The sequence below is a fragment of the Facivitalis istanbulensis genome, from assembly GCF_040560405.1.
GTDB classification, from domain to species: Bacteria; Pseudomonadota; Alphaproteobacteria; order Sphingomonadales; family Sphingomonadaceae; genus Sphingomonas; species Sphingomonas istanbulensis.
The window spans coordinates 29,107-46,931 of the sequence record NZ_JAVSCQ010000031.1; the positions used below are offsets into that span (position 1 = coordinate 29,107).

At 68.0% G+C, this 17,825-nt stretch carries 18 protein-coding genes and 1 pseudogene; 12 read left to right on the plus strand and 7 right to left on the minus strand.

From position 1 onward, the window contains the following. The first annotated feature begins 73 nt into the window (after window positions 1-73). The 3 genes from RN629_RS15165 to RN629_RS15175 all read left to right on the plus strand — a co-directional run bounded on the left by RN629_RS15165 (window position 74) and on the right by RN629_RS15175 (window position 3,494). Window positions 74-988 (plus strand): sulfite exporter TauE/SafE family protein, encoded by a 915-nt coding sequence (locus tag RN629_RS15165; protein ID WP_407035997.1) that lies wholly within the window; start codon window positions 74-76, stop codon window positions 986-988. A 56-nt stretch (window positions 989-1,044) separates the two neighbouring features. Further along, window positions 1,045-1,764, plus strand: coding sequence for a TIGR02186 family protein (locus RN629_RS15170; protein ID WP_407035998.1), 720 nt, complete (start codon window positions 1,045-1,047; stop codon window positions 1,762-1,764). Between the two features lie 74 nt (window positions 1,765-1,838). Then, window positions 1,839-3,494: an ATP-binding protein gene (locus RN629_RS15175; RefSeq protein WP_407035980.1), complete on the plus strand. Its 1,656-nt coding sequence runs from the start codon at window positions 1,839-1,841 to the stop codon at window positions 3,492-3,494. Between the two features lie 3 nt (window positions 3,495-3,497). On the opposite strand, the gene RN629_RS15180 is transcribed toward RN629_RS15175, so the two are convergent. Then, the gene (locus RN629_RS15180; RefSeq protein WP_407035981.1) at window positions 3,498-4,970 is read right to left on the minus strand and encodes a M23 family metallopeptidase; all 1,473 of its coding nucleotides are present in this window, start codon (window positions 4,968-4,970) and stop codon (window positions 3,498-3,500) included. Between the two features lie 226 nt (window positions 4,971-5,196). On the opposite strand from RN629_RS15180, the gene RN629_RS15185 reads away from it, so the two are divergent. The 6 genes from RN629_RS15185 (at window position 5,197) to RN629_RS15210 (ending at window position 10,896) form a co-directional block, all read left to right on the plus strand. After that, window positions 5,197-7,689 (plus strand): helicase-related protein, encoded by a 2,493-nt coding sequence (locus RN629_RS15185; RefSeq protein ID WP_407035982.1) that lies wholly within the window; start codon window positions 5,197-5,199, stop codon window positions 7,687-7,689. A 153-nt stretch (window positions 7,690-7,842) separates the two neighbouring features. Beyond that, on the plus strand, window positions 7,843-8,163 hold the full coding sequence (locus RN629_RS15190; RefSeq protein WP_407035983.1) for a S4 domain-containing protein: 321 nt from the start codon (window positions 7,843-7,845) through the stop codon (window positions 8,161-8,163). A 29-nt stretch (window positions 8,164-8,192) separates the two neighbouring features. Continuing rightward, a complete protein-coding gene (gene fdxA, locus RN629_RS15195) occupies window positions 8,193-8,534 on the plus strand; it encodes a ferredoxin FdxA (RefSeq protein WP_407035984.1) in 342 nt (113 codons plus the stop codon). A gap of 238 nt (window positions 8,535-8,772) precedes the next feature. Continuing rightward, a complete protein-coding gene (locus tag RN629_RS15200; RefSeq protein ID WP_042486954.1) occupies window positions 8,773-9,306 on the plus strand; it encodes a CarD family transcriptional regulator in 534 nt (177 codons plus the stop codon). 112 nt (window positions 9,307-9,418) lie between these two features. Continuing rightward, window positions 9,419-10,162 (plus strand): head GIN domain-containing protein, encoded by a 744-nt coding sequence (locus tag RN629_RS15205; RefSeq protein ID WP_407035985.1) that lies wholly within the window; start codon window positions 9,419-9,421, stop codon window positions 10,160-10,162. A 35-nt stretch (window positions 10,163-10,197) separates the two neighbouring features. Then, window positions 10,198-10,896, plus strand: a complete 699-nt coding sequence (locus RN629_RS15210) for a GIN domain-containing protein (protein WP_407035986.1) — start codon at window positions 10,198-10,200, stop codon at window positions 10,894-10,896. Between the two features lie 13 nt (window positions 10,897-10,909). Here the strand turns inward: RN629_RS15210 and RN629_RS15215 are convergent, their stop codons facing one another. From RN629_RS15215 to gltX, 4 genes are all read right to left on the minus strand, one after another. Beyond that, a complete protein-coding gene (locus tag RN629_RS15215; RefSeq protein ID WP_407035987.1) occupies window positions 10,910-11,089 on the minus strand; it encodes a Trm112 family protein in 180 nt (59 codons plus the stop codon). After that, complete coding sequence (locus RN629_RS15220) at window positions 11,086-11,691, minus strand: LON peptidase substrate-binding domain-containing protein (RefSeq protein WP_407035988.1); 606 nt, start codon at window positions 11,689-11,691, stop codon at window positions 11,086-11,088. Before RN629_RS15220 ends, RN629_RS15215 begins: the two co-directional genes overlap by 4 nt. A 4-nt stretch (window positions 11,692-11,695) precedes the next feature. Beyond that, a complete protein-coding gene (locus RN629_RS15225) occupies window positions 11,696-12,592 on the minus strand; it encodes a tetratricopeptide repeat protein (RefSeq protein ID WP_407035999.1) in 897 nt (298 codons plus the stop codon). A gap of 88 nt (window positions 12,593-12,680) precedes the next feature. Continuing rightward, complete coding sequence (gene gltX, locus RN629_RS15230; protein WP_407035989.1) at window positions 12,681-14,027, minus strand: glutamate--tRNA ligase; 1,347 nt, start codon at window positions 14,025-14,027, stop codon at window positions 12,681-12,683. 98 nt (window positions 14,028-14,125) lie between these two features. On the opposite strand from gltX, the gene RN629_RS15235 reads away from it, so the two are divergent. Further along, complete coding sequence (locus tag RN629_RS15235) at window positions 14,126-15,061, plus strand: ribose-phosphate pyrophosphokinase (RefSeq protein ID WP_407035990.1); 936 nt, start codon at window positions 14,126-14,128, stop codon at window positions 15,059-15,061. Between the two features lie 135 nt (window positions 15,062-15,196). Here RN629_RS15235 and RN629_RS15240 read toward each other — a convergent pair whose 3' ends face one another. Together RN629_RS15240 and RN629_RS15245 are read right to left on the minus strand one after the other, a co-directional pair. Beyond that, entirely contained in the window at window positions 15,197-15,529 is a 333-nt protein-coding gene (locus RN629_RS15240; protein WP_407035991.1) for a pilus assembly protein PilZ, read from the minus strand. A 26-nt stretch (window positions 15,530-15,555) separates the two neighbouring features. Next, window positions 15,556-16,140 carry a sterol desaturase family protein gene (locus RN629_RS15245; RefSeq protein ID WP_407035992.1) on the minus strand — a complete coding sequence of 195 codons (585 nt, stop codon included), beginning with the start codon at window positions 16,138-16,140 and terminating at the stop codon, window positions 15,556-15,558. Between the two features lie 152 nt (window positions 16,141-16,292). On the opposite strand from RN629_RS15245, the gene sucC reads away from it, so the two are divergent. Together sucC and RN629_RS15255 are read left to right on the plus strand one after the other, a co-directional pair. Then, window positions 16,293-17,492, plus strand: coding sequence for an ADP-forming succinate--CoA ligase subunit beta (sucC, locus tag RN629_RS15250; RefSeq protein WP_407035993.1), 1,200 nt, complete (start codon window positions 16,293-16,295; stop codon window positions 17,490-17,492). A gap of 152 nt (window positions 17,493-17,644) precedes the next feature. Further along, a pseudogene (locus RN629_RS15255) lies at window positions 17,645-17,825 on the plus strand (electron transfer flavoprotein subunit beta/FixA family protein); the annotation flags it as partial.

Below are 17,825 nucleotides of genomic sequence, written 5' to 3' on the forward strand. Positions count from 1 at the left end.
GTGGCGCCTCCATCCACCGATTTTCCCCGGCGATCGGACTGGTCCGGGCGATACGGGCGGCTATAACGTGGCCGTGGACCTGTATCTTCCGATCGCCAACCTGTCGGTCAACGCGCTTGTCATCATCGCGCTGGGGGCGGGCGTGGGCCTGTTGTCGGGGATGCTGGGGGTCGGCGGCGGCTTCCTGACCACGCCGCTCCTGATCGTCTACGGCATCCCGCCGACCGTCGCCGCGGCCTCCGCCGCCAGCCAGGTGACGGGCGCGAGCGTGTCGGGGGTGTTCGCGCATTGGCGGCGCGGCGGCGTGGACCTGAAGATGGGCGGCGTGCTGGTCGCGGGCGGCATCGTCGGCTCGTTCGCGGGCGCATGGATATTCCGCCTGCTCCAGGCGAGCGGCCAGATCGATACGGTCATCGCGATCATATACGTCGTCATGCTGGGCTGGATCGGATCGATGATGGCGCGCGAGGCGACGAGCGCGCTCCTGGCGGAGCGGCGCGGGGTGAGCCAGCGGGCGGCGCGGCGGCGGCATCATCCGATGGTGGCGGCGCTGCCCTTCCGCACCCGATTCTATGCCTCCGGGCTGTATATATCGCCGCTGGCCCCGCTGCTGCTCGGTGTCTTCACCGGCATCCTGACCATCCTGCTGGGGGTGGGCGGCGGGTTCATCCTGGTGCCCGCCATGATCTATCTGATCGGCATGGCGACCAATGTCGTCCTCGGCACCTCGCTGTTCCAGACCCTGTTCGTCACCGCCTCGGCGACGATGGTCCATGCGACCACGACGAAGGCGGTGGATATCGTGCTGGCCGGGCTGCTGCTGATCGGGTCGGTCACGGGGGCGCAGCTGGGTGCGAAGTTCGCGTCGCGGGTGAAGCCCGAATATCTGCGGCTCGGGCTGGCGATCATCGTGCTGCTCGTCGGCCTGCGCATCCTGCTGGGGCTGGTCTGGCGGCCGGAGGAAATCTTCACGGTTGAACTGTCGTGAGGATCGCGGGCGTCCTGCTGGCGCTCGGGTCGCCCCTGCTCATGGCCCCGGCGCTGATGGCGCAAGACAAGCCGATCCTCGTCCCCGACGTGTCGCAGCGTGACATCCAGATCGTCTACAGCTTCACCGGCGCGGAACTGCTGCTGTTCGGCGCGATCCTCTATCCCGGTGGCCGCCCGCCCGGCGGCGACCGGCCGACCGATATCGTGGTGGTGGTGAAGGGCCCCACCCAGTCGATCCTGATCCGCGAGAAGGAGAAGATCGCCGGGCTGTGGGTCAATGCCGGGCGGCTGCGCTATCGCTCGGCACCGTCCTTCTACGCCATCGCCTCGTCACGGCCGATCGAACGGATCGTCGACGACCGGACGCGCGCCATCTACGAACTGGGGCTTGACAGCCTGCAACTCTCCCCCGCCTCCAATGCGCCGTCCGACGTGCAGGCGCGGTTCCAGGCCGGGCTGGTCGACCAGCGCCGCCGCGCGGGATTGTATGTCGAGGCACCGCGCGCGGTCGAGATCACCGACGACGTGTTGTACCGTGCCCGCGTCCGAATACCGGCGCGCGTGCCGGTGGGCCGCTTTACTGCCGAGACCTTCCTGATCCGCGACGGCCGCGTACTGGCGGCGGCGGTGCGCGACATCGACATCCGCAAATCGGGCTTTGAGCGGTTCGTCGCGCGCGCCGCCGATCGCGCGGCCATCCCCTATGGCCTGACCGCGGTGGCGCTTTCCGTCCTGCTGGGATGGGCCGCGGGATGGATCGCGCGTCGCGTCTGACGATCGATACGCCTTGTTAACGTTCACGGCCTACCCCGCCCAATGCTCCCATCTGGTTTGAACGGTTCGTCTGTATGTCTTCCTTGCGTGCCATCGCGCCGTCCGCGACGTCCATCCTGACCGATCCGGCCGATGACCCCGTCATCGGCTGGCTGCTGGGGGTTGGCGGCGCGACGGCGCGCATCGTGTTGGACCGCGAGGCGCTGGGCGTGCTGTCGGATCATGCCGATCCCGTGCTGGCCGCGGCGGGGCAGGTGGCGATGCCGGTCAAGATCCGCCACCGCGATCGCTGGATCGTCGGCACCATCCGCAGTCTCTCCTTCGATCCGTCGAGCGATGCCGCCGCGATCACGACCGAGATCGATCTGGTCGGCGAGGGGATGCGCCAGGAGGATGGCGGGCTTCGCGGCTTTCGGCGCGGCGTGACCTGCTATCCGATGCCCGGTGCCACCATCCATGCGGTGACGGCAGACGAACTGGCCGGGATCCATGACCAGCGCCACACGACCACGATCCGGATCGGCTCGGTCCATCCGGCGCGCACCATTCCCGCCACGCTGTCGATCGATGCGCTGCTGGGGCGGCACTTCGCTCTGGTCGGATCGACCGGCACCGGCAAGTCGACCGCGACCGCGATGATCCTCCACCGCATCTGCGAGGTCGCACCGCGCGGCCATATCGTGATGATCGATCCGCACGGCGAATATGCCGCCGCCTTTCGCGAGACCGGGGCGATCCATGACGCGGCCAATTTGCGGATGCCCTATTGGCTGATGAATTTCGACGAGCATTGCGAACTGCTCCTGTCGGGCAGCGGCGATGCGCGCGCCGCCGATGCCGATGTGCTGGCCCGTTGCCTGCTCGCCGCCCGGATGCGCAGCCGCGCGGCGCAGGACATGGCGCGCGTCACCGTCGATACGCCCATCCCCTATCTGCTGTCCGACCTGACCAGCCTGCTGACCCAGGAGATGAGCAAGCTGGAGCGGGCCGGCGATACCGGCCCCTATCTGCGCATCCGCGCCAAGGTCGAGGAGATGAAGGGCGATCCGCGCTACGCCTTCATGTTCTCCGGGATGCTGGTCGCCGACACCATGGCATCGTTCCTGGGGCGCATCCTGCGCATGCCGGGCGAGGGGCGGCCGATTTCGATCATCGACGTGTCCGGCCTGCCGTCCGACGTGACCAGCGTCGTGGTGGCGGTGCTGGCGCGCATGATCTTCGACCATGCCATCTGGACGCGGCCCGAGGAGCGCCGCCCGGTGCTGATGGTCTGTGAAGAGGCGCATCGCTATATCCCGGCGCGGACCGAACAGGGATGCGCTGTCGGCCGCATCCTGTCGCGCATCGCCAAGGAGGGACGCAAATATGGCGTCTCGCTGGGGCTGGTGACGCAGCGGCCGTCCGACCTGGCCGAAGGGGTGTTGTCGCAATGCGGCACCGTCATCGCGATGCGGCTGAACAACGAGCGCGATCAGGCGATGGTGCGGACCGCCATGCCCGAGGGCGGGCGCGGGCTGCTCGACACCATCTCGGCCTTGCGCAATCGCGAGGCGATCCTGTGCGGCGAAGGCGTGAGCTTCCCGATGCGCGCCAGTCTCGACAATCTGGAGGAGGAAAAGCGTCCCGCTTCCGGCGACATGCGGATCACCGCGCTCTGGGCCGATGCTGCGCCGCGCGGCGCGGAGGCGCTGGCCGAGACGGTCGCGCGCTGGCGCTCGGCGGGGCGGTAGCGCCTACGCCCCGGGCCTCACCGCCAGCAGCGCCTGGACCTCATGGCGGAAACTGCGCAGCTTCGCGCCCGACAGGACCGCGACGCTCGACAGTTTAAGGCTCTGGGGATTGACGGTCACGCCGTTCTTCCACACTTCCCAGTGCAGGTGCGGGCCGGTCGACAGCCCGGTCGAGCCGATATAGCCGATCACCTGCCCCTGTCGGACATGGGTGCCCGAACGCACGACGAAGCGGCTCATATGGCCATAGCCGCTGACCACCCCGCCACCATGCGCCAGCTTGACGAAATTGCCATAGCCGCCCGACCGGCCCGCAAACTGGACGATGCCGTCCATGATCGCATGGATCGGCGCGCCATAGGGGGCACCGATGTCCAGCCCCTTGTGCATCCGCATGAAGCCCAGCACCGGGTGCATCCGCCGGCCATAGGATGAGGTGACGTGGCCCGCGACGGGCATTCCCATCGCGCCGCGCCGTTCGCTCTGGCCGTTCACGTCATACCATTGGCCGCCGTCATCATCGGCCAGCCGCGCCAGTTGCACGGTGCGCGCGCCACGGTTCAGTCCGGCGAAGAGCAGCTTGCCCAGCCGCGTCTCGCCCGTGGAGGCGCGCTCGCGTTCGATGATGAGGTCGAAACTGTCCGCTGCGTGCACTTCGCGCCCGACCGCCACACGTGAGGCGAGCGCCTTGATATAGGCCTCCACCACCCTGGCGGGGGCTCCGGCCGCACGCGCGGACCGGTACAGGCTTTTGCCGACCAGTCCCTGCAGGCGCAACGGGGTGCGATCGACCGCGATCGGCTGGCGGGTCAGGGTCAGGCCGCGCGGCGTGCGATGCAGCGTCACCGCGAGGTCGAAGCGCGCGCGCATTTTCATCTGTTCGAGCGGACGCGCCACCGCGCGGCTGGGTCGCCGCCCCAGCGTCAGCATGACGCGCGTGCCCGACGCGATCGCCGCGCCATCGGTCGCCTGCGCGACCAGATCGGCGGCCTGCCGCGCCTGATCGCGCGCCACCCCGGCGCGTTGCAGCACCCGCGCCAGCCGGTCATCCGACCCGACCGTCGCGGACAATTCCATTTCGGGGCGTTCGGGCGCCTCGGCGAGGTGGCTCACCATTTCGTTGGCGGCGACATGCCGTCCGGTACCCGCCCCCAGCGCCAGCGGCGCGATGGCCTGGTCCCGGTCATGTTCGAGGGCGCTGCCCGCCAGTGGCGCAGGCGCGGCCGCCGGGATCGGCCGGGGCAGCCCGGGCGCCAGCGCGATCGTGGCCGCGCACAGCGCGGTGCAGGTGGCCAGGCCGCGCCACCAGTCGCGGCTGCCGATCCGCGCGCCCAGATCGGGCACCCAGTCGATGGCATGTGCGGCACGGCGAAGCCGGTCGATCCGGCCGGTCGGCACCGGTGCCATGGTCCGGGGCAGCCGGCGCGCGGCGGCACCGCCCGCAACTTGCGAAATATCGTCGGAAGCCAGGAACATGTCGGGGCGATGCGTCCGTATCTTTGGGCGGAATATCAGGCGGTGGCAGCGTCGCCGAATTCCCCCCGGCGCACCGCATCGTGGGTGAAAGCCGTTGCCGGCAAAGTCAAACCGCCATGCCGCCCGGCGCGACCAGACGTGGTCGCATCGGGCCGGACACCATGGTCGAACGCGCGGCGTGCTGCATGACGTTGCAACCGGCTGCGCGAAGCCCGATGTAGGGGCCATGACCAGCCGCGTATCGGGTGCCGTGACGGCCGTTTTGGGGCCGACCAACACCGGCAAGACGCATCTCGCGATCGAACGGATGTGCGCCCATAGCAGCGGCATCATCGGCTTTCCGCTCCGCCTGCTCGCGCGCGAGGTCTATGACCGGGTCGTCGCGCTGAAGGGCGCGGACACGGTCGCGCTGGTGACCGGCGAGGAAAAGATCGTGCCGCCCGGTGCACGTTGGTTCCTGTGCACGGCCGAATCCATGCCCGACCGCGACGTGGCCTTCGTCGCGCTGGACGAGGCGCAGCTGGGCGCCGATCCCGAGCGCGGTCATGTCTTTACCGATCGGTTGCTGCATGCGCGCGGCCGCGACGAGACGATGATCCTCGGCTCCGAGGCGCTGAAACCGATGATCCGCGCGCTGGTGCCCGAGGCGGAGGTCGTCGCGCGGCCGCGTTTCTCGACGCTCTCCTATGCCGGCGCGAAGAAGATCAGCCGCCTGCCCAAGCGGTCCGCCATCGTCGCCTTCTCGGCGGAGGAAGTCTATGCGGTGGCCGAGATGCTGCGTCGTCTGCGCGGCGGCGCGGCGGTGGTCATGGGCGCGCTGTCGCCGCGCACCCGCAATGCGCAGGTCGAATTGTTCCAGGCGGGCGAGGTCGATTATCTGGTCGCCACCGACGCGATCGGCATGGGCCTGAACATGGATGTCGCGCATGTCGCCTTTGCCGGGCTGCACAAGTTTGACGGACGCCGCCGTCGTCGCCTGACCGTCGCCGAGATGGCGCAGATCGCGGGACGCGCGGGGCGGCACCACCGCGACGGCACCTTCGGCGCACTGAGCGAGGAGGGGCCGGATTCCTTTCTGCCCGAAGAGGTGCTGGCGATCGAAGAGCATCGCTTTCCCCGGCTCGACCATCTCTATTGGCGCGACGGCAAGCCCGACCTGTCGAGCATCGATGCGCTGATCGCCAGCCTCGAACGCAAGCCCGAGCCCGGCGTGTTGCGCGCCGCGCCGCTCGCCACCGATCTGCAGGTGCTGAAGCGGCTGGCCGACGAACCCTGGGTGCGCGACCGGGTGCGGCGGCCCGCCATGGTCGCGCGTCTCTGGGCGGCGTGCGGCATTCCCGATTTCCGCAAGGTCGGTATCGACCCCCATGCCCGCTTCGTCGCGCGCGTGTTCGGCCATCTGTCCGAAGGTTTGGGCCATGTGCCGCACCAATGGTTCGCCGACGAGATCGCGCGGCTGGATACGATGGCGGGCGATGTCGAGACGCTGGCGGGCCGCCTCTCCGCGATTCGTAGCTGGGCCTATATCGCGCAGCGCGCCGACTGGCTGGCCGACCCCGCGCACTGGGCGGGGCGGACGCGTGAGATCGAGGAGCGGCTGTCCGACGGGCTGCACGCCAGCCTGACCCAGCGTTTCGTCGACAAGCGGACGACCGCGCTCATCCGCCGGATCGGCGCGGATGCGGGGGCCTTGCCCGTCACCATCGGGCCGGACGGCGCGGTGCTGGTCGAGGATCATCCGATCGGGCGGCTGGACGGGTTTCGCTTCACCGTCGAGGCGAATGCGCGGGCGAATGATAAGCGTCTGCTGCTCGCGGCGGCCGAAAAGCGGCTGGGCACCGAACGCGCGCGCCGTGCCGAGACATTGATCGCCGCCGGGCCGGAGGCGATCGCGCTCGATGAGGATCGGCTGGTCTGGGAAGGGCATGGTGTGGCGAAGCTGGTCGCCGGGCCGTCGCTGGGGCGGCCGGTGGTGCGGCTGGAACGCGATCTCGACTGCCTGGCGCCGACGATGCGTGAGCGGGTAAAGGCGCGGCTGGATGATTGGGTGGCGCGCGCGCTCGACCGGCAGGTTCCCGCGCTCGTTCGGCTGGCGGCGCTGGCCCGCGAGGCCAGGGCGTCGCCCGCGTTGCGCGCCGTCGCCGCCGCGCTGGAGGATGCGGGCGGGATCGTGCCGCGCCAGCCGCTCCGGCTGATGATCGACGCGCTGTCGCCCGAGGAGCGGCGGCGGCTGCGCGGGCTCGGCATCACCATCGGCACGCTCGACATCTTCGATCCGCGCCTGCTCAAGCCCGGCGCGGCGGCATGGCGGCGTACGCTGATGACGCTTTGGGGCCAGAGTCCCGAACTGGCGCGGGCGGGGGCGACCACGTTGCGGCGTGACGAACCGGGGCGGACCGTCGCCTCCGGCTTCCGTCCGCTGGGGGAGCAGGCGGTGCGGATCGATCTGGTCGAACGCATTGCGCGCGCGGCGCATGACGCGCGCGTGGGGCGCGGGCCGTTCACGCCCGACGCCGCGCTCGCCACCTCGATCGGGCTGGACCCCGCGACGCTCGACCGGCTGATGGGCGATCTGGGTTTTCGCCGGGTCCGCGCGGGCGATGGCGAGCCGGTGCGCTGGATCTGGCGCGGTCGTCCCCCCGCCCGCCCCGCCCCGCGGGTCGAGGCGCGTCCCGGCAACGCCTTCGCCGCGCTCGCCGATTGGGGGCGGACGCCGTGATCGCCACCGGCTTTACCACCCCGGCGCAGGCCGGCGTATGGATTCGGGACGATCCGATGGTGCGTTACCATGCTCATCGCCAGTGGGCCCCGGCCTGCGCCGGGGTGGTGACGTGTCTGTGATTTCCTGCTTCACAAAGGACCGCTCTCGCCCATGACCACCCGCGCCCCGGCCCCTGAATCGATGCGGCTCGACCGTTTCCTCTGGTGGGCGCGGCTCGCCAAGTCGCGCGGGACGGCGCAGGCGATGGCGTCCGACGGGCATTTCCGCATGGACGGCCGCGCGATCGATCGCGCCCATGCACCGGTGCGGGTGGGCAGCATCCTGACGTTCGCGCATCAGGGCAATGTCCGGGTGTTGCGCGTCGAGTCGCTGCCCGCGCGGCGCGGCCCGCCCGCCGAGGGACGCGCCTGTTACTGCGATCTGGTCACTTCCCCCGTTTCGGACGTTGACGGATCGCCATACGCGGCATAGCAGCACGCGTTCGTACCTTGGGAGTTGTCATGGCCTACGTCGTCACCGATGCCTGCATTCGCTGCAAGTATATGGATTGTGTCGAGGTGTGTCCTGTCGACTGCTTCTATGAGGGCGAGAATATGCTCGTCATCAATCCGTCCGAATGCATCGATTGCGGTGTGTGCGAGCCCGAATGCCCGGCCGAGGCGATCCTGCCCGACACCGAAAGCGGGCTGGAACAATGGCTGGAACTGAACAACACCTTCTCCGCCCAATGGCCCAATGTGACGCGCAAGCTGGACCAGACTCCGCCCGACGCCGACGCGATGAAGGGCGTCGAGAACAAGTATGAGCAGTTCTTCAGCCCGGAGCCGGGCAAAGGCGACTGAGGGGCGACTGAGGGGCTGGCGCGTCCGGAACGACGACGGCTCGCTCCGAGGGCCGCGATTGGAGATGCTGGTAATTTTGTTGCGACCATGCTATAGGGTTTCGCGACGGGCGTAGCTGTTTTCGCGACTGCCCGCCTTTGATGTGTTCGACCCTTCCTTCCCGAGGCCGACTTGATCAGTGGACTCCATTCCGCTCGTTCGGCGCTCGCGCGAAGGCCCTGATCCGGAAAGGCCCCCAATGGCTGCCAAGGCGCTCCACTTCGACGTCGGTGACTATGTCGTGTATCCCAAGCATGGCGTGGGCCGCGTCATCGAGTTGCAAAAGCAGGAAATCGCAGGGATGCAGCTCGAACTTTACGTACTGCGCTTCGAAAAGGAGCGGATGACGCTCCGCGTGCCCACGAACAAGGCCGAGTCGGTCGGCATGCGCAAGCTGTCCTCGGACAAGACCATGCGCGAGGCGATGGAAACGCTGAAGGGCAAGCCCAAGGTGAAGCGCACCATGTGGTCGCGCCGCGCGCAGGAATATGAAGCGAAGATCAACTCGGGCGACCTGGTGTCGATCGCCGAGGTGGTCCGCGACCTGTTCCGTGCCGACGACCAGCCCGAGCAGAGCTATTCCGAGCGGCAGATCTTCGAAGCGGCCACCAGCCGCCTCGCCCGCGAACTCGCCGCGATGGAAGAGGTGGATGAGCCGCGCGCCCAGGAAAAGATCCTGGAAATCCTGCGCGCCGCCGCCGCCATCTACAACAAGGAAAAGCCTGCGGCCTGACGCCGACGGTTTTCGCCGAAGCGAAAAGGGCGGTCCCGATCGGGCCGCCCTTTTCATTTGCACGGACGCCATGACCCTGTGTATTATTTTGGCAATACACAGGAGGCCGTCCATGCAGAAGTCCGTCGCCCTTCCCCTGATGCTCGCCATCGGCGCGTTGCCGATGGCGGCCTGTTCGTTCGAGAGTGCGGCGCGCGGGCAGGATGTGCCCGCGCAAGGGACCGGGGCTGCGCGCCGTTATGTCGTGCGCGACTTCACCAGCGTCGCTGCACGCGGCAGCGACCCGGTCGATATCCGCGTGGGCCGCGATTTCTCGGTCCGCGCCGAAGGGCCGGCGGCCGAACTCGACCAGCTGCGAGTCGCGCGCGACGGGGACACCTTGGTGATCGGCGTGAAGAAGGGCATCCAGTGGGGCCGGCGCACCGGTGTCCGGGTGCTGGTCACGCTGCCGCGTCTGGCCGGGGCGGCGGTCGACGGATCGGGGCGCATGACGATCGACCGGGTCGAAGGGGCCAGTTTCAAGGCGGGCGTCGCGGGTTCGGGCGATCTGGTCATCGCCGCGATGCGGGTCGGCAAGGCCGATCTGGGAATTACGGGCTCCGGCGCGATCCGTGCGACGGGCATGGCCGATGCGGTGAAGGCGGGCGTCGCGGGCTCGGGCGATCTGCGCGGCGCGGACCTGCAAACCAGACAGGCGGAGGTCGGCGTCACCGGTTCGGGACAGGTGATGCTCCGGGTCAATGGCCGGGCCAAGGTCGGCCTGACCGGATCGGGCAATGCCGATCTGGGCCCGAATGCGGTGTGCACGGTAAGCAAGACCGGATCGGGCACCGCGCGCTGCGGCCGCTATGGTTGATTGTCATCCGCCGCGCGTGGCGTAGGAAAGGGGCCATGACCGCCCGCCTGTGCCTGATCGCCGCGCTTCTCCTGCCCTTCCCCGTCCAGGCGACGGAGCGGCGGGTCGACCTGAGCAGCTTCGATGCGATCCGGGTGGAGGGGACGTTCGTGGTCGACATGACCACCGGGCCCTCGCCGCGCGGGATGCTGACGGGCGATGCCGCGGCGCTGCGGCGGACCGAGGCGCGGATCGAGGGGCGTACCCTGATCCTGCGTGTCGACCGGGCGGCGATGGCGCCGACGCCACGCGGGAATGCGGGGCCGGTGACGCTCAGCCTGGCCGGGCCGCCGGTGGCCGCGATCACCGTCATCGGCGGCGGGCGTGTCACGGCGCAGGCGCTGCGTGGGGCCACGATGAACGTCGCGATCACGGGGGCGGGCGCGGTGCGGATCGGTCGCGCGGACGGTGAGCAGTTTAACGCGATCATGATGGGGCCGGGCAGCCTGGAAATCGCCGGCGGCCGCGTCGGCAAGGCCCGGCTGGCCGTGCAGGGTCCCGCGACCGTGGCGGCCGAGGGGCTGGAGACCGGCGATGTGACGATCCAGAGCGATGGCGGCGGCGAGGTGAGCGCGCGGGCGCGCTACACCGCGACCATCGCCAATGGCGGGCTGGGGAGCGTGGTGGTGAAAGGCTCGCCCAAATGCCGCATCACGATGGCGGGTGGCGGGCTGATCCAGTGTGGCGTGAAATAGCGGAAACCCGGGCTCAGTCGAGCGGACGGGCTTCCTCCGCCAGCATCACCGGCACGCCGTCGCGGATCGGATAGGCCAGGCCCGCCGCCTCCGACACCAGTTCCTGCGCCGCCTCGTCATAGCGGAGCGGCTGGCGCGTCACCGGGCAGACCAGCCGTTCGAGCAGCCAGGGATCGAGTCTCGTGTCGCTCATTGCAGGGTCACCCGGTCCTCGCCGTCATGGCGGCCGAAAAACTGCATCAACTGGATGATGAGTTCGGCGCGCTGCTCCAGATCGGCGGCTTCGAGCAGCGCCTGCTTGGCCGCCACGTCGAACGGCGCGATCTGCGCGATGCCGTTGACCAGGCTCTCATCGTCCAGCCGCGCGACCGCGTCCCAATCCACGGCATAGCCCTGAAGATCGGCGAAGCGGCGCGATTCTTCCTCCAGCGAGGCGCGGCGGCCGAGGGACAGCAGGTCGTCCTCGGGCAAGGGCAGCAATTCGGCCTCCACCTGGCGGAAGGGCGTCGTCACCTCCAGCTCGCGCACGATGCGGAACAGCGATACGCCCTCGAGCACGAGATTGTAGCGCCCATCCTCCATCGCCTCGACCTCGGCGATGCGGCCGACACAGCCGGTCGCGTAGAGCGAAGGCTTGTCGCCCTCGCCCGAAGGCTGGATCATGCCGATCCGCCGGTCGCGCGCCATCGCGTCGGATACCAGCGCGCGGTAGCGCGGCTCGAAGATGTGCAGCGGAAGCGGCATCCCCGGAAAGAGGATCGCGCCCGCCAGCGGGAATATCGAGAGCCGCGCCATCGGCTCAGCCAAACAGGATGGCGGACAGCCGCCGCCGCTGCTGCGAGACCCACGGATCGGTCATGCCGACCACCTCGAACAGCTTGAGCAGTTGCTGGCGCGCGGCATCCTCGTTCCAGCCACGGTCGGCGGCGACGATGTGGAGCAGATTGTCCGCCGCGCCGTCGCGATCGCCCGCCGCCATCTGCGCATTGGCGAGCGCGAAGCGCTTTTCGTGATCGTCGGGATGGGCGGCGACTTCCGCTGCCAGGCCGGCATAATCGGCGGCCGGAGGCGCCGAACGGGCCAGCGCGATGGCGGCGACCGCGCGGTGGATCGCGGGGTCCTTGGCCAGCGCCTCGGGCAGCGCGTTCGCCGCCGTTTCCGCCTCGTCGATCTGCCCGGCCGCGATCAGCGCGCGGATGCGCCCCGACAGCACGGCGGGATGCTCGGGCGCCATGTCGAGCAACTGGTCGAAGATCGACAGTGCGCGCGGGGCGTCCCCGGCCTCCAGCACGTCCTCACCCATCGCGATCAGCGGTTCCAGCTCGGCTTGCGCCTCGGCGGCTTCCGACTGGATCGGCAATTGCTTGAGCAACTGGTCCAGCGTCGTGCGCAAGGCGCTTTCGGTGCGGGCGCTGGTCAGGTCGGCGACCAGCTGGCCCTGGAACATCGCATAGACGGTCGGGATCGAGCGGATCTGGAACTGGTTGGCGATGAACTGATTCTTGTCGGTGTCGATCTTGGCCAGCACCACGCCCTTGTCGGCATAGTCGGCGGCGACCTTCTCCAGCGTCGGGCCCAGCGCCTTGCACGGCCCGCACCATTCGGCCCAGAAATCCAGGATCACGAGCTTGGTCATCGACGGCTCGACGACATCGCGGCGGAAGGCCGTGACGGCCTCCTTCTCGGCGGGCGACATTCCCAACGTGGCCAAAAGACGCTCCTTTACGTGTTGCGGGCCCTATGTGGGCGAGGGCGCATCGGTTTGAAAGCCCGATGCGCGGGATTCAGGCGGTCAGCCCGGCGCTCAGGCGGGCGATCGTCCGCTCGCGCCCGATCAGCGGCAGCAGCGCGGCCATGTCGGGCCCCTGCGCGCGGCCGGTCAGCGCGAGGCGCAGCGGCAGGAACAGCGCCTTGCCCTTGCGCCCGGTCATGTCCTTCAGCGCGGCGGTCAGCGCGTGCCAGGGATCGTGCGACCAGTCGAGGCGGTCCGCCGCCTGCGCAGCCTGCGCCAGATAGGCGCGATCGTCCTCGGCGGGCTCGGGCGCGTCGATCGGCCCCTCGATCACCCGCCACCAATCGGCGGCCTCGGCCACGGTCGAGAGATTGGGGCGCACCGCCTCCCACTCGGCTTCGCCCATGCCGTGGGGCAGGCGGTCGGCGACCGCGTCAAAGGGCGTCTGGTGCAGGATGCGCGCGTTCAATTGCGCCAGTTCGGCTTCGTCAAAGCGCGCGGGCGCGCGGCCGAAGCGCGAAAAGTCGAACCCGGTGATCAGCGGGGCCATGTCGACGACCGGTTCGACCGGATCGCTGGTCCCGATCCGCGCCAGCAGCGCGCGCACCGCCTGCGGCTCGATCCCTTCTCCACGGAAATGATCGACGCCCAGCGAGCCGAGTCGCTTGGACAGCTTGCCCTCATTGCCGGTCAGCAGCGCGGCATGGGCGAAGCGCGGCAATGCGGCGCCCAGCGCCTCGAACATCTGAATCTGGAGCGCGGTGTTGGAGACGTGATCCTCGCCGCGCACCACCTGGGTCACGCCCATGTCGATATCGTCGATCACCGAGGGGAGCATGTACAGCCATGATCCGTCGGCGCGGCGGATGACCGGATCGCTCATCGTCGCGGGCTCGAAGCTCTGGGGCCCGCGCACCGCATCGTCCCAGCGGATGGTCGCGCCATGGTCCAGCCTGAAGCGCCAGTGCGGCTGCACCCCGTCCGCCTCCAGCCTGGCGCGATCGTCGTCGCCCAGTGCCAGCGCCGCGCGGTCATAGACGGGGGGCAGGCCGCGCCCGAGCTGAATCTTGCGCTTCAGGTCGAGTTCCTGCGCACTTTCATAGGCCGGATAGACGCGGCCGCTGGCGACCAGTTCGGCAAAGCGCGATTCATACAGCGCGAACCGCTGCGACTGGCGCATCTCGGCATCGGGGATCAGGCCCAGCCATTGCAAGTCCGCCCGGATCGCCTCGACATAATGCTCCTCGCTGCGTTCGGCATCGGTATCGTCGATGCGCAGCAGGAACCGGCCGCCGGTGCTTTGCGCGTACATCCAGTTGTGCAGCGCGGTGCGGATATTGCCGACATGCAGCCGCCCGGTGGGCGAAGGAGCGAAACGGGTCACGGTGATCGCGGTCATGGGCGATGCCATAATCGGGGAATCACCTTTGCGCTATTGTGACAGCGCGATTAAGGGGACGCGCATCACTGGGCTGTCTGCGGGGACGGGATACCACCATGAAGTTGATGACCGGCAATTCGAATCTGCCGCTGGCGAAGGCAATCTCGGCATATCTGGAAATGCCCTTGACCGAGGCGCTCGTGCGCCGCTTCGCCGATGAGGAAATCTTCGTCGAGATTCAGGAGAATGTTCGCGGCGAGGACGTCTTCGTGATCCAGTCGACCGGCTATCCGGTCAACGACAATCTGATGGAACTGCTCATCATGATCGACGCGCTGAAGCGCGCGTCGGCGCGCCGCATCACCGCGGTTATCCCTTATTTCGGCTATGCGCGCCAGGATCGGAAGCCGGGCCCGCGCACCCCGATCTCGGCCAAGCTGGTGGCCAACCTCATCACCGTCGCGGGCGCCGACCGCGTCCTGTCGGTCGATCTTCATGCCGGTCAGATCCAGGGCTTTTTCGACATCCCGACCGACAATCTCTATGCCGCGCCGGTCATGTCGGCGGACATTCTGGCGCGGTTCAAGGCCGATAATCTGATGGTCGTGTCGCCCGACGTGGGCGGCGTGGTCCGCGCGCGCCAGCTCGCCAAGCGGCTCGACAACGCGCCACTGGCGATCGTCGACAAGCGCCGCGAGCGTGCGGGCGAGTCGGAGGTGATGAACATCATCGGCGACGTGCAGGGCCGCTTCTGTATCCTGATCGACGATATCGTCGATTCGGCGGGCACGCTGTGCAACGCGGCCGCCGCGCTGCGCCAGGCGGGGGCCGAGGATGTCGTGGCCTATGTCACGCACGGCGTGCTGTCGGGCGGCGCGGTGGCGCGTGTCGAAGGGTCGGAACTGCGCGAGCTGGTCATCACCGACTCGATCGGCAATCACGAGTCGATCGGCGGGAAGGACAAGATCCGCCACCTGGCGATCGCCCCGCTGCTGGGCGAGGCGATCAAGCGCATCGCGGACGAAACCAGCGTGTCGAGCCTGTTCGACTGATCCGCATGGGGCGGCGTCCGGTCGGGCGTCGCCTCGCTACAGGCCCTTGTCACAGGCCCTCGCTACAGGCTGGGGCCTTCGCTGGCTGGCTTCGTCATGTCGCCGATGTCGGCCGTGAGCCGCGCGGGCGATGGGTCAGCGATTGCCCAGCGCGACGATATGCTCGAACACCGCCGGGTGGAGCGGCTTGGTGAAGGCGCAACCATATTTGAACCGGTCGCGCCATGCGATCACCGCTTCCAGCGGCGCGAGGCCCGGCAGGGTCAGCCACACGATCGTGCCCGGCCACAGGGTGAAACTGGTTTCGGCGCGGAATCCTTCCTGCGACAGGTCGACCACGTCGATTTCGAAGCGGGTCTGCCCCTTGTCGCGCAGATGCGCGCGCATTCGCACCGCATGGCGCAGCGAACGACGGAGATCCTGGCCGGGGACCGGCTCGAAGGGCGGTGTGAAAACCGGTTTTTCCATGACACTCCCCCTATCGACGAAGAAGGTTACTTTTCCGCCAACGCCGTTTCGCATTCCGATGCCGTGGCGGGGCGCGCGCCGACCGGGCTCCGCATTCCCGCGCGGGCGCGCCGTTTCAGTTCGGCTTTCAGCTCTTCGGGCCTGGGCGCGATCAGAAAGCCGAAGCTGACCGTCCCCTTTCTGGTTTCCACCACATGGTGAAGGCGATGCGCCTGGATGATCCGCTTCATATATTCGGATCTGGGCATGTAGCGGGTGGGCAACCTCTTGTGCACGATCACGTCATGAAAGCCGAAATAGATCGCGCCATAAGCGGCGATTCCCGCCCCGATCCAGGTACAGCCCGGCCACCAGCCCAATTGCGCGCCGCCGAGGATCAGCACGAAGGACGGGACCGCGAAGATCGCGGCATAGAGGTCGTTCAATTCCCAGTGGCCGGTGCGCGGGTGATGATGGCTCTTGTGCAGGAACCAGCCCGGGCCATGCATGATCCAGCGATGCGCCGCATAGGCGAATCCCTCCATGAAGATCACGGTGGCGAGGAACAGGAACATGCCGACGACCCAATGCATCTTCCCACTATAGCGCATCGCGCGCGGATTGCGCAGCATTCGCTTTCGGCGATAAAGCAAAGAGGGGAAGCGCAGAATAGCAATTGCGAAGCATGTGCAATAAAGCGGTTTCGGGCTGGATTCCTATCCCCGCCTGTGCTTTAGCGCACAGTAATTTCCCTAGAACCACCCGAGAGGCGGAAGGCTAGCGCATGAACATCCACGAATATCAGGCCAAGGAATTGCTCGCCAAGTTCGGCGTTCCCGTCCCCGCCGGCTTCGCCGCGATGACCGTCGAGGAGGCTGTCGAGGCGTCGGCCAAGCTCCCCGGACCGCTCTACGTCGTCAAGGCGCAGATCCATGCCGGCGGCCGTGGCAAGGGCAAGTTCAAGGAACTCGGCCCCGATGCGAAGGGCGGTGTTCGCCTCGCCAAGACCGCCGACGAGGTGCGCGCGGCGGCCACCGACATGCTCGGCAATACGCTCGTCACGGTGCAGACCGGCGAAGCGGGCAAGCAGGTCAACCGCCTGTACGTGACCGACGGCGTCGACATCGCCAAGGAATTCTACCTCGCGCTGCTCGTCAACCGCGCGACCGGCCGCGTCTCGATGGTCGCCTCGACCGAGGGCGGCATGGACATCGAGACTGTGGCGCATGACACGCCCGAGAAGATCCACTCGATCGACATCGACACCGCGACCGGCTTCATGCCGCATCACGGCCGCGCCGTCGCCGCCGCGCTGGAACTGACCGGCGACCTCGCCAAGCAGGCCGCCAATGTCGCGTCGAAGCTTTACGATGCGTTCCTGGGCACCGATGCCGAGCAGATCGAGATCAACCCGCTCGCCGTCACCGAGGACGGCAAGCTGATGGTGCTCGACGCCAAGGTCGGCTTCGACGGCAACGCCATGTTCCGTCACAAGGACCTGATGGAACTGCGGGACACCACCGAGGAAGACGCGATGGAGCTGGAGGCGTCGAAGTACGACTTGGCGTACATCAAGCTCGACGGTGACATCGGCTGCATGGTCAACGGCGCCGGCCTCGCCATGGCGACGATGGACATCATCAAGCTGAACGGCATGTTCCCGGCCAACTTCCTCGACGTCGGCGGCGGCGCGAACAAGGAGAAGGTCACCGCGGCGTTCAAGATCATCCTGAGCGATCCGGCGGTGAAGGGCATCCTGGTCAACATCTTCGGCGGTATCATGCGCTGCGACATCATCGCCGACGGCATCGTCGCGGCGGCGAAGGAAGTGAACCTGCAGGTTCCGCTGGTCGTCCGCCTCGAGGGCACGAATGTCGAGAAGGGCAAGGAAATCCTCGCCAATTCGGGTCTCGCCATCGTCCCCGCCAACGATCTGGGCGACGCCGCCAAGAAGATCGTCGCCGAGGTGCAGAAGGCCGCCTGATCGGTCCTTCGGCCCTGACGGACCGATAAAGGGGGCTCGGGCGGAAACGCCCGGGCCCCTTTCTCGTTCGTTCGGCGCAAGTCTTGCGATACGCTCGCAGGACCGCCAAAGACGGTGACAGCAATGGGCTATCCAGCCGGGAAGGAACCGCGATGAAGATCGTCGTGCCCGTGAAGCGGGTTTTGGATTACAATGTGAAGCCGCGTGTGAAGGCGGACGGGACGGGCGTCGATCTGGCGAACGTGAAGATGTCGATGAACCCGTTCGATGAGATCGCGGTGGAAGAGGCGATCCGGCTGAAGGAGAAGGGGGCGGCGACGGAGGTCGTCGTCG

Coding starts and splice junctions, on each gene's coding strand:
- RN629_RS15170 (WP_407035998.1), top strand. CDS start 1,045: ATGGCGCAAGACAAGCCGATCCTCGTCCCCGACGTGTCGCAGCGTGAC.
- RN629_RS15175 (WP_407035980.1), top strand. CDS start 1,839: ATGTCTTCCTTGCGTGCCATCGCGCCGTCCGCGACGTCCATCCTGACC.
- RN629_RS15180 (WP_407035981.1), bottom strand. CDS start 4,970: ATGTTCCTGGCTTCCGACGATATTTCGCAAGTTGCGGGCGGTGCCGCC.
- RN629_RS15185 (WP_407035982.1), top strand. CDS start 5,197: ATGACCAGCCGCGTATCGGGTGCCGTGACGGCCGTTTTGGGGCCGACC.
- RN629_RS15190 (WP_407035983.1), top strand. CDS start 7,843: ATGACCACCCGCGCCCCGGCCCCTGAATCGATGCGGCTCGACCGTTTC.
- fdxA (WP_407035984.1), top strand. CDS start 8,193: ATGGCCTACGTCGTCACCGATGCCTGCATTCGCTGCAAGTATATGGAT.
- RN629_RS15200 (WP_042486954.1), top strand. CDS start 8,773: ATGGCTGCCAAGGCGCTCCACTTCGACGTCGGTGACTATGTCGTGTAT.
- RN629_RS15205 (WP_407035985.1), top strand. CDS start 9,419: ATGCAGAAGTCCGTCGCCCTTCCCCTGATGCTCGCCATCGGCGCGTTG.
- RN629_RS15210 (WP_407035986.1), top strand. CDS start 10,198: ATGACCGCCCGCCTGTGCCTGATCGCCGCGCTTCTCCTGCCCTTCCCC.
- RN629_RS15215 (WP_407035987.1), bottom strand. CDS start 11,089: ATGAGCGACACGAGACTCGATCCCTGGCTGCTCGAACGGCTGGTCTGC.
- RN629_RS15220 (WP_407035988.1), bottom strand. CDS start 11,691: ATGGCGCGGCTCTCGATATTCCCGCTGGCGGGCGCGATCCTCTTTCCG.
- RN629_RS15225 (WP_407035999.1), bottom strand. CDS start 12,592: ATGTCGCCCGCCGAGAAGGAGGCCGTCACGGCCTTCCGCCGCGATGTC.
- gltX (WP_407035989.1), bottom strand. CDS start 14,027: ATGACCGCGATCACCGTGACCCGTTTCGCTCCTTCGCCCACCGGGCGG.
- RN629_RS15235 (WP_407035990.1), top strand. CDS start 14,126: ATGAAGTTGATGACCGGCAATTCGAATCTGCCGCTGGCGAAGGCAATC.
- RN629_RS15240 (WP_407035991.1), bottom strand. CDS start 15,529: ATGGAAAAACCGGTTTTCACACCGCCCTTCGAGCCGGTCCCCGGCCAG.
- RN629_RS15245 (WP_407035992.1), bottom strand. CDS start 16,140: ATGCTGCGCAATCCGCGCGCGATGCGCTATAGTGGGAAGATGCATTGG.
- sucC (WP_407035993.1), top strand. CDS start 16,293: ATGAACATCCACGAATATCAGGCCAAGGAATTGCTCGCCAAGTTCGGC.